Origin of the sequence: Legionella santicrucis, assembly GCF_001468135.1 — a bacterium.
GTDB classification, from domain to species: Bacteria; Pseudomonadota; Gammaproteobacteria; order Legionellales; family Legionellaceae; genus Legionella; species Legionella santicrucis.
Genome location: NZ_LNYU01000075.1, coordinates 20,910 through 31,489, shown reverse-complemented (window position 1 = coordinate 31,489; position 10,580 = coordinate 20,910). Strand labels below are relative to the sequence as shown.

Sequence of the window (10,580 nt, the reverse complement as noted above, 5' to 3'; positions counted from 1 at the left end):
GCATTTTAATCTTCCTTTTGACCGTCAAATCAAAGGCTTAGTCTAGACTAACTTGATTAAAATGCCCCCTTTGTTGGGGTAGAGCCATTGGTTTTTGTTTTTTTCTTTATCCTATTGAGATATAATCAGCGTCAAAAAATTTACAGCTTTATTAATATAAAATGGATCGTCGGATATGTTGCAAAAGTTAAATGAACGTATACAGGGTGTTGTAGCTTGGTTAGTGGTCATCTTAATCGGTATTACGTTTACACTTTTTGGTGTCGATTATTATTTGCAATCACGTCAAACAACAAGTGCAAAAGTGGTAGTTAATGATTACCCACTGACTTTACAAGCATTTGATACGAGTTACAGACGTGCTCGTGCGATGCAAGATATGTCACAATTGACTGCTGCAGATGAAAAAAAACTGCAAAACCAAGTTTTAGAGCAGATGATTAATAATGAGGTACTCGTACAAGCAGCGCGAAAGAATGGCTTTAATGTGAGTGCAGATCAAGCAAATGCAGCAATTTTGAGTATCCCACAATTCCAAGAAGATGGTCATTTTTCGGCTCAAAAATACCAACAAGCGTTAAATGCCGCATTATTTACTCAATCAAGTTTTCAAAATGAAGTAAAGCAAGGAATGCTCCTTAATCAACAACGGTTTGCGTTCATGGGAAGCTCTTTTGCTTTACCTGATGAAATTGATCGTTTTGTAAGTTTGTATATGCAAAGCAGGGATTATGAGTATTTAATCGTTCCTGTATCTCGCTTCGAAAAAGACGTGCAAATTTCTCAAGAAGCTATTGCTGACTATTATAACAAACATAAACGAGAGTTTATGTCTCCAGAGAAAGTCAGTTTGGATTATGTTACTTTATCAATGCATGATATCAAAAATAAAGTTAAAGTATCGGATGATGACGTTAAACGTTATTATGAGGAAAATCAAAATAATTATTTAACTCCTGCACGATGGCAGGTGGCTCATATTTTATTTGCTGTTCCGCAAGGTGCAAATAAAGATGAATTAGAAAAAATCCAAAATAAAGCTAATTCTGCTTATCTTCTTTTACAGAAGGATCCAAAACAATTTGATCATCTGGTTTCAAAATTGTCTGATGACAAGCTTTCTATTGCTGATAATGGTGTTCTTCCATGGATTACAGCAGGACAAAATGAATACAGTAAGTTCTTATCTCATTTAACTACACCTGGGCAAATTTCATCTCCCGAGAAAACAAAGCATGGATATGAAATTTTTAAACTAATTGATTATAAACCTGTTTCAACGAAGCAGTTATCCGAAGTGGATGCATCAATTAAAGAGCAATTGGTTGTAGAAATGGCACAGACTCAATATACACAAGCTATGGAACAATTATCTGATTTAAGTTATCAATCTCCAGACTCATTGGAGCCTGTTGCGGATGCCTTAAAGTTAAAAATAGAAAAGACTCAACCTTTTTCTAGAGAAGGGAATACTGAGAATATTACAAAAAATAAGCAAGTAATTAATTCCGCTTTTAGCCATGATGTACTTGATTTAGGAAATAATAGTGAACCAATACAAATTGATAATGATTCTGTTGTGGTTGTAAGAGTTAATCAGCACTGGCCAGAAAAAGAACAAACCTTGAATGCGGTTCAAGATCGAATCAATAAGATTCTAGTAAAAAAAGTTGCAGAGTCTAAAGCCAAAAAAATTGGAATGAGTTTATTAAATTCGGCTGAAGAAAAACAACAGCAAGATCTCATTATTTCAAATCAATTAGAATGGAAACCTGTAGTTAAGGCAACTAGAGATAATGACAAAGAAGATGCAGAAATAAATGATATGGCATTTAATCTGCTACAACCAGAAAGCAAGGATGGTTTTGTTTTGCCTAATGGTGATTATGCTGTAGTAAAATTAAAGCATATTAATGATGGAAAACTGAATGAATTAGATGGTGAAGAACAAGATAGCTTGACTCAACAAATAGAAGCAAGTTATGGTATGATGGATTATGACTTGTATGCAAAAAATTTAATGAGCCGCGCCAAAATTGTGAAGCACTAAGCTTAATAAGCAAATTTATCATGATTGTTATTCTTTTTGGCTGTGGAGTTATTTGCAGCTTTAAAGGTGGCTTGTTGAATACTAAGTCTCCACCCTCCGCTATCGCGGGGGTTTATGTTACAAAGAGATAAAGTAGCTCTGATGATTTTGAGAGGGCACACATTTCTGCCCAATCTCTAAAATATAATAGACCAAACAAACTCACTCATTAGTGAAGTACCACAATGTGTCACAGTATCTGTTTCCATAAAATCAACTTGGGTCGTGTCCCACTGGTTTGTATTAATCGGAATATGTTTTCTTAGAAGGCGTCTAGGTTTAGTTCCACTTAAACCTTTTTCATGATTGGTAACTGCCTTAATAACCTTGCTGCCGCTTTGCGATGATAACCATACGTGTCGCATAACTCATCCAAGATGTGTTTCTTCATCTCACGATTACCTCGGTGATATCGCCAACGCTGTGTTTTAAATATAAATCCATGCGTACTTCCCCCATTGTTGCTTTCCTCCTTTCGGCAACAGCAATATTGAGGCAACGATGCAATTTACATACTTAGTTGGGCATGGCTTCGGCAACAGGTAATTTGAGGCAATTTTCGGTCGGTAAAGAAACAAGCACGCCGTTAATAAAATCTTAATAAATAAATGATAATATAATGAACAAAAATAATATTATTTGATCAAAGTGAGCTGCTAGCTATAGTCAGTAATTTCTGAGTTCCCTATTTGGCAAATAATTGACCAATTATAAATTAATAATTCGTAGATGAATTATAGGATTTTAGTTCAGGGTTTCATATAAAATTTTTAAGAAGGATAACTCCTCATGCCTAACTCAAGCTCAAAAAGCGAGTCTCAAAGAGAGTCTTTTTTTCGAAAAGGAACATACACTGGAGAAGTAGAATGCGGGCCATGTAAATTCGATACGGTGGCAATATTTAAGGAAATAGAAAAAAATCAATATAATGTCAATGTATCAATTAAAAATAAAGGCAGTAATTCTTGTCCAATAAAGGAATATGAAGGGCCTGCGGAAGTTAAGGATAATGGAAATGGTACTTTAACAGCTAAAGGTATGGTTCCCTATTTTAATGTAGAAGTAGAACAAACAATACCTATTACTAAAACGTCAGACAATTCGCTATCTGTGGTTACTTCACTATTTGGTTTATTTAAATTAAATGCTTATGTAAAACCAGAAACTACGCATGTTATTGAATCTGTATCAAGTGTAACGATCAAATAGAAGAGAAAGGTAGTTTTAGAAATAAAGGTTAACACAATGCATTTGAATCAGTCCGAAAATTCTAACTATAACTTAACATGAGTTTCGTATAAGAGAACATGGTTTTACTTCGAAGTCAGAGGAGGGGCAAAATGACCCCATCGCTAAGGCTTGATATAAGACTTAGCGACAGTGCTTTGTCTTCCTGCCTAAATGAACCAAGTATAGAATAGAGAAAATCATTTTTTAATCAGGACATACGAAAAACTTATCACAATAGAGGGATTTTGTAGTTTATTGATAAGATAGTTTTTAAGAAGATTTTTTTAATTATATGTAGATAATTTTATCTGAATTTTCGTATCATAACATAAGTTCCGAGCTCTAGGCCCAGTAATGTGTTTATGGGCAGAACCTAAATATCATAGTGAAGACTGTTTCTCACAAGAGGTAAATGAATTTAAATAAAACCAGGTGCTAATCATTATTATCATAGCGATGAGAAAACTTAGAGGTAATTTCACTATGGGTGATCCTGGGATTAAAGCGATAATAAAGGTACCACACATAGGTATAGCCACATTAATGAAATTCATTGCAGCGGAAGCATTCGCTTTGTCTTCGACTTTTGACGTAGCAATGCTTGAACCATTTCCCATGAGGCGACAATTGCCAAACATAAAACAAAATCCGCATGAAATGATCCCCCAAAGATGAATAAATCCAAAATAAAAAGAGATGGCAATCACGGTTGATACTGCAACATTAATCACTAAGCCAATTTTTAATAATGATTTTTAATCCAAAATCGAAGACAACCTTGCTGAAATCACCGAACCAAAGGCTGTTCCTATATAGGGAATTAACCCCAGTAATCCATATTTCTCTGGTGAAATATTTAAATAATAAACGGCAATAAATGGAATGGTGGCTGCATAAATATAGACACACATACCCGACAGCCCAAAAAAGAAGGTGAAACCACGTAAAAATTGATCTTGAAAAGCAAGGGCATAATTTCTTTTGATGTGCTTAAAGTGCAAGGCTTGCTTACTGAGAGTAGTGGCCGTTTCTTTGAGTAAACTCACTACTATACCCTCTAATAATCCATAACAAAGTAAAAAATAACAACAACTGATCCAATGAAAACGACTCACTAATAAACCGCCAATAACCGTTGCAATCCCAGGAACGATTGCAAACGATAACATTAAATAAGCGATGATCCGCCTAGATTGTTCAGGAAAATAATGATCATTGATAATAGTAAAAGATAACACCAGCCCCGCACTTGACCCCAATGCCTGAAGGACACGTCCAAAAAGTAACACTATAAAAGATTGAAATGTCACAGACAGAATGCAGAATATAGACCCCAGCGTTGTAATAGACACACCAATAAAAAAGCAGGTTTTCGGCCAAAACGATTAGCGAGCGGCCCATAAAGCAACTGGCCAATCGCATAGCCTAATAAAAATAATGAGACAGTTAATTGGCTATAACCTTATGAAATATTAAAATATTCTCCAATTTCTGGTAATGCAGGAGTAAACAGTATTGCTCCCATAGAGGCAAAGGAGCACATAAAGATAAGGATGATCATGTGAGGTTCTTTTTGGTCAAGCCTATGCATTTTCTGATGGTTCATATTCACTGACACCCATCTGCATCATGCTATGTTGCACCACCTGTTGGACGAATAATTGGAAGGTTGGGTTTTCATAAACAAACAAATAGCTTAATTTCAAACCAATTAATTTATTAATTCTATCTATCAATGCTATTGCCATCAATGAATCACCGCCGCATGCAAAAAAATTATCATCAGCGTGTAAATCCTTATTTCCTAGAATCTCTATCCAAGCTTGTTTCACTAATTCAGATAGGGGCGTATTCCTTGATGTTGTGCAAACAGAGTCATTAGTTTTCATGGTATTGCTTCTCAATGCTGAGGGCAATGGGATAGGGGTTTGTTTGAATACCTGTCGTGGTTTTCTTTGAAGCAATAGGTCTCCATTTTTAACGCCAGGAGGTGGTGCAGATAAAATAACATGTGCATTCGTTCCTCCTACCCCTAAGGAATGAACTGCTGCATTGGTATGGGGATCAATTGGCATTTTCTCTGCACACAGTTCAAGCTTTGTATTGGGCATGCTGCGTTGGAGAACGCTATCTTGATAAGGTTGGGGAAAAGCGGCAGCACGATTTAAAGCAAGACTCGTTTTTAAAACAGAAACTAATCCACTGACCACATCCAAATGACCTAAATTGGCTTTTACTGATCCTAACCAACAGGGGGTTTCCCTATTTTGACCATAAGTTTCATGAAATACAGCCAGCTCTAATTCATCACCAATGATGGTACCTGTTCCATGACCTTCTACCAAATGAATATCTTTGGCAGTGAGGTTTGCATCTTTTAATGCTTTATGAATCACATCAATTTGCCCATCTAAAGAGGGTCCAGTAAAACTCATTTTCCCTTTTCCATCATTATTGATAGCGCTACCTTTGATGAGTGCTAATATGGAATCCCCATCTTTTTGTGCTTGGCTCAATGTTTTTAAGACTAAAGCTACGGTTCCCATGCCCATTACCGTACCATCGGCCCCAGGTGCATAAGGACGGCAACGGCCTGTTGGTGAAAAAATCATGCCTTGAATCGCTGGCATGGGATTAATGATGGGATAAGTAACGGAGCTCGCTGCCACAATAGCCATATTGCAATCATTCGCCTCCAGTGCACGCTTAGCCTGATGAAGTGCTACCAAGCTGCTTGAACATCCTGTTTGGATAGTCATGGCTGGCCCTTTTAAATTCAATAAATAGGCCACGCGTGTTGCAATAAAATCTTTGTCATTATGAACTAAAATTTGAAATTGATAAAAGGGATCAGGGTAATCTTGTAATAAGGCTTGCCAGTAAAATGGGTTTCCCGTACAGCTTGCAAACACGGCTGTATTTTCATGATTCGCATGAGGAGGGGCATAGCCTGCATTATCAAGCGCTAGCCAACAGTCTTCAAGAAGTAACCGTTGTTGGGGGCAAAGTAATTCGGCCTCTTTTATTGAAAAACCGAAAAACTCCGCATCAAAACAATCAGGATGGTCTATTTCAGCTTTATATGCAGTTAAATCAGAATTTAACTCTTGGGTTTGTTGTTGAATAGCAACCTTTTTATTATCTAGAAGCTGCATCAATTGATTTGCATCATTGCATTGGGGCAATCGACAGTGATATCCAACTATCGCTATAGGTTCGTTTGATTTATACATAACATATCCTAGCATACTTGCATTCGTTGCATGATTAAATGTTCTTGCTGTTTAAAACTTGGATTACGAAAAAGATCAATTACGGTAAAATGAATGTTTTTGAACACATGAGATATTCTTTCGCAAAGTAACGCTGATTTTAATGAATTACCACCTAGATCAAAAAAAGTGCGTTCTACAAAGAGATCCTGCCATTCTTTTTGTAGTGCATTTTCCCAACATTGTTTTAAGAGTGCCTCAATACTTTCCTCATTTTTAGGTACTTCTGTTGTGCCTAGAACGGGTTTTGGCAATGCATTCATATCAATTTTTCCGTTCACTGTTAAAGGAAATTTTTCTAGATGGATATAATGCGTAGGTAGCGCATAACTAGGTAACCATTGTGCTAAGTGACTAATAATAATTTGATCTGAAATAGGTTGGGAGGCTAAATAATAAGCACACAAAAACTGAATGCCTGAATCTGCTGGGTAAATTTTCAACTCCACTTGATGGATCTGGGGAACATGCAGTAAGGCGCCAATAATATCTTCTTTTTCTAAACGGTAGCCATTTAATTTAAATTGCTTATCTATACGTCCATGACAGTAAAATAGTCCATTAGGATCCAAATGAGCTAAATCGCCTGATAAATATTTTTTCTGACCTCGTTGCTGAATAAATTTTTTAGCTGAATACTCGTCAAGTTTCCAATAACCATGGCTTAGCCCATCGCCACTAATGGCTATTTCGCCTATAAATCCCAAAGGCAACTCTTGCTGAAAGCGACCCAAAATCTGCAATCCTGTATCCTTTAACCCTTGGCCAATAGATATTGTCTTATCATGTAATTGGATGTGATAGAAGGTTGAATGTACCGTAGTTTCTGTGGTGCCATACATATTAATCAATTGAGTGTGATTATTGCCACCTAGTTGGTTCCACAATGCTAAGATATCTGGAGTGAAGGCCTCTCCAGCCAAAAAAATGTACCGAGGTTTGATTGCTATGCTAGGTTTGCTATGCAGTAAATTTTTTAGTGCTGTTGGAGTAAGGCTTAACATGCTAATGTGTTCTTCACATAAATACTTTTCGAATAAGCTCATATTGGCAGTTGTCTGTTCATCAACCACGGCCACACAGGAGCCGTGTAGTAAGGCACCAAATAGTTCCCATACCGAAACATCAAAAGCAAAAGAGTGAAACCATGTCCATGAATCTGTATTTTTGAAAGTAACCCAGGGGGAACAACTATCAAATAAACTCATGACACTCTTTTGACCAATGGGCACGCCTTTGGGTTTGCCAGTGGTTCCAGAAGTATAGATGATATATGCCATATCATTAGAATCCGTCAGGGCGGATGTTAATATATCGGGCTCTTGCAGCAAATCATCAATGAGCAGTGTATTTTCTTCGTTGCTTGGCTCATCGGTAATGATACACTGTATCTCCGCATTACTAATAATGTAATTTTGCCTCTCTTTGGGATTTCTTTTATCAAGAGGAATATAGTAATGCCCAGAGAATAATACGCCGAGCATTGCAGCAAGACATTTCCACGATTTATTCATACAAATGGCTATGCCACTGTTTTCAGGTATCATTTTTTTCTTTAGTGCCGCGGCAATATGCGATGAAAAGCAAAATAGCTCCTCATAAGTAATATGATGCTTTTTGTCCTTAATGGCGATGCGACCCGCATTATTTTGTAAAGATTCCCATAATGCTTCTGATAATGATAATTGAGCATCATAGGGGGTAAATTGTGTTTTTTGATCAATGATGGCTCGTTGCTCGGGAGGAATATAATCGAGATTTCGCATAGGCGTTGCGCATTGATTACTCCATATCTGGATGAGATGACGATAACAATGAGTTAAGCTTTGGAGCATGGTTGGATTAAAATAACACTCATTGGTGGATAACCAAAATCTTATCTCTTGTTTTGAAGTATGAATAATATTCAATATTAAAGCAGCTTTATTTCTTGTAATAGGATTATCAAATAATAGGGTATCTTTAATTGAGGCATTATCTTGATAGTGGAAAATAATCTCAAAACAATCGGCTATAGAAGCTTCAAGCTGGGTTTGTAGAGAAGAAAAATCAATAGATTGGTGTTGGTACGCTTCAAGCATTTTTTCATGTTGTTGCCTAAGATAATCACCCAAATTTTGGGACAGGTTGCATATGCTAAGAATTGGAAGCATTTTATGCTGAGTAATTGGTAGAGCAACGGATATTTTGTCTCCTAAATCTACTAAGTGCAGTAAACATTGAAATAGGCCTAAAAGTAAAGAGCGAAGAGGGTAATTTAAAAACGCAGCCTGCTGTTCTAGCTGTTGAATAGTAATACCATCTATTATGTCACCTAAGAGTAGCGATTGATTGGAAGTAGCGCGAGATGGGAAAGAAACAGAAATAGAGGCCATTGATTGTTGTAACCAATAATCAATGGCTTCATCATGCTTCAGGTATTTTAAATTATCTTGTTTCATTTTCTTTCTCTATTAATTGTGGAGTTTGAGGGGCTTTTTCCATGAGTTTTTTCCATAGAGACATGATGGATAGCTCATCCATGGTTGACCAATCGGTAGAAGAAGTGACAAAAAGATCGCCAAAACTTGTTGCAAAATTCATCAAGTCATTTGCTTTTTTTACTTGAGTTGCATTCCATGCAGCAAGACTTGCCGCTCTCAGTTCCTTGGGAGCATTTAAAGCCTCAGAAAGTGCCATTGCTCCTTCTATCGCTTTTAAAGAGCCAGAAGAAGCATGAGGTCTTAGAATCGTTGCCGAGTCCCCTAGTAAAATACATCTTTCCTGTACATGCGATGGTGAGAGCAAATCATAAATCGCTTGTGCAAATACGGTTTCTGATGCACAAACAATTTCCGAAGCCTCGGCTGGTAAGTATGCTTGCGCTAGATCATAAACATGTTTTAGTTGCTCCTGGCTTAGCATGCTAGGAGGGATTGAAAAATTACAAGGTTTCCCGTTTTTATCCACCAATGTTTTTGCCATTGACACCTTGGGATCATATTCATAAAAAACCCAATTAATTACAGAACGCTGAGTTGTTGCATAATCTGATGCAGGTATGTTGTACAGCACGATATGTCCCCCTGGGTATAAATAAAAAATTTGCTCTCCAGGTTCAATGAGCTTACTCAGGGTTTGATCTTCACAGATTCCTCTCCATCCCGTATATCCTGCATAGGTGGGGTGCAAATGAGGAAATATATAATGACGTAGGAAGGAATTGACACCGTCCGCCCCTATAACATAATCAAAGGTATAATCTCCTTGATTTGTTTTTAGATAGACTGCAGATTGATCTTGTGAAATAGCGATGACTTGCTCGCCAGCATGATAAGCATCATGCTGGAATTGAGATTTTAGCCCAAAATAAAGATGCCCCCAATGTATTGCGACCATTGGAAATGGGTAATTTAAAATCAATGGCTTTTTGTGGCTTAGGTAATTCAGATTTTTTGTATAAATCGATCGGCGATCAATGTTCACATAGGGGAAATGGGGAAATAAAAGATCAGGCTTAATTTTTTGCTCAAAAATAGATTTTGGAAGTACTATGCCAGCACCACGGGACTCGAAGGTTTCTTTATTGCGTTCAAACAGGGTGACTGCAAATCCTTTTCGTTTTAATTCAATAGCTGCAGATAGAGCTGAAATTGAGCCACCAATAATTCCAATACTAGAATTCATCTCATCGTTAACTTAAAAAAAACCGAATATTGGGTAGCCATAATAAACCAATATGTTAATTTTGCAAGCACTTTTAGTTGGAAGAACTGATATGAAGGCATTGATCAATAGCTTTAAAATCATATCCTTATCTAATTGTTTCTACCATAAGGCATTATACACTCACTAACTTTTTGCTGAGCTTGTATTAAAGGAATTATAAGTGTTTATCTTGACGATGTTTATGTCTCGAATGTTATTGATTTAATTTATTGTAAGAACTGTTATAGATTAGTTCGTATTAGGCAAATAGATTCATTTTTGTTTTATAGTGAATATTTAAG

Annotated in this window: 7 protein-coding genes and 2 pseudogenes; 2 read left to right on the top strand and 7 right to left on the bottom strand. The window is 36.7% G+C overall.

Translation table 11 applies throughout. From position 1 onward, the window contains the following. Positions 1–175: 175 nt before the first annotated feature. A complete protein-coding gene (locus tag Lsan_RS12880; RefSeq protein ID WP_058514636.1) occupies positions 176–2,050 on the top strand; it encodes a SurA N-terminal domain-containing protein in 1,875 nt (624 codons plus the stop codon). A gap of 176 nt (positions 2,051–2,226) precedes the next feature. Here Lsan_RS12880 and Lsan_RS22145 read toward each other — a convergent pair whose 3' ends face one another. Beyond that, the gene (locus Lsan_RS22145) at positions 2,227–2,454 is read right to left on the bottom strand and encodes a hypothetical protein (RefSeq protein ID WP_058514635.1); all 228 of its coding nucleotides are present in this window, start codon (positions 2,452–2,454) and stop codon (positions 2,227–2,229) included. 424 nt (positions 2,455–2,878) lie between these two features. Between Lsan_RS22145 and Lsan_RS12870 the strand changes: the two genes are divergently transcribed. Continuing rightward, positions 2,879–3,298, top strand: coding sequence for a hypothetical protein (locus Lsan_RS12870; protein ID WP_237762127.1), 420 nt, complete (start codon positions 2,879–2,881; stop codon positions 3,296–3,298). A gap of 401 nt (positions 3,299–3,699) precedes the next feature. Here Lsan_RS12870 and Lsan_RS22140 read toward each other — a convergent pair whose 3' ends face one another. The 6 genes and pseudogenes from Lsan_RS22140 to Lsan_RS12845 all read right to left on the bottom strand — a co-directional run bounded on the left by Lsan_RS22140 (position 3,700) and on the right by Lsan_RS12845 (position 10,257). After that, positions 3,700–3,957: a hypothetical protein gene (locus tag Lsan_RS22140; RefSeq protein WP_133134360.1), complete on the bottom strand. Its 258-nt coding sequence runs from the start codon at positions 3,955–3,957 to the stop codon at positions 3,700–3,702. A 117-nt stretch (positions 3,958–4,074) separates the two neighbouring features. Next, positions 4,075–4,683: pseudogene (locus Lsan_RS12860) on the bottom strand (MFS transporter); the annotation flags it as partial. Beyond that, a pseudogene (locus Lsan_RS23575) lies at positions 4,626–4,763 on the bottom strand (MFS transporter); the annotation flags it as partial. The pseudogenes Lsan_RS12860 and Lsan_RS23575, both read right to left, overlap by 58 nt. Positions 4,764–4,902: 139 nt before the next feature. Further along, positions 4,903–6,552, bottom strand: coding sequence for a beta-ketoacyl synthase N-terminal-like domain-containing protein (locus Lsan_RS12855; RefSeq protein WP_058514632.1), 1,650 nt, complete (start codon positions 6,550–6,552; stop codon positions 4,903–4,905). 8 nt (positions 6,553–6,560) lie between these two features. Further along, positions 6,561–9,032 carry a non-ribosomal peptide synthetase gene (locus Lsan_RS12850; protein ID WP_058514631.1) on the bottom strand — a complete coding sequence of 824 codons (2,472 nt, stop codon included), beginning with the start codon at positions 9,030–9,032 and terminating at the stop codon, positions 6,561–6,563. Further along, on the bottom strand, positions 9,019–10,257 hold the full coding sequence (locus tag Lsan_RS12845; RefSeq protein ID WP_058514630.1) for an FAD binding domain-containing protein: 1,239 nt from the start codon (positions 10,255–10,257) through the stop codon (positions 9,019–9,021). Before Lsan_RS12845 ends, Lsan_RS12850 begins: the two co-directional genes overlap by 14 nt. Positions 10,258–10,580: the final 323 nt, after the last annotated feature.

Coding starts and splice junctions, on each gene's coding strand:
- Lsan_RS12880 (WP_058514636.1), top strand. CDS start 176: ATGTTGCAAAAGTTAAATGAACGTATACAGGGTGTTGTAGCTTGGTTA.
- Lsan_RS22145 (WP_058514635.1), bottom strand. CDS start 2,454: ATGCGACACGTATGGTTATCATCGCAAAGCGGCAGCAAGGTTATTAAG.
- Lsan_RS12870 (WP_237762127.1), top strand. CDS start 2,879: ATGCCTAACTCAAGCTCAAAAAGCGAGTCTCAAAGAGAGTCTTTTTTT.
- Lsan_RS22140 (WP_133134360.1), bottom strand. CDS start 3,957: ATGTTTGGCAATTGTCGCCTCATGGGAAATGGTTCAAGCATTGCTACG.
- Lsan_RS12855 (WP_058514632.1), bottom strand. CDS start 6,552: ATGTATAAATCAAACGAACCTATAGCGATAGTTGGATATCACTGTCGA.
- Lsan_RS12850 (WP_058514631.1), bottom strand. CDS start 9,032: ATGAAACAAGATAATTTAAAATACCTGAAGCATGATGAAGCCATTGAT.
- Lsan_RS12845 (WP_058514630.1), bottom strand. CDS start 10,257: ATGAATTCTAGTATTGGAATTATTGGTGGCTCAATTTCAGCTCTATCT.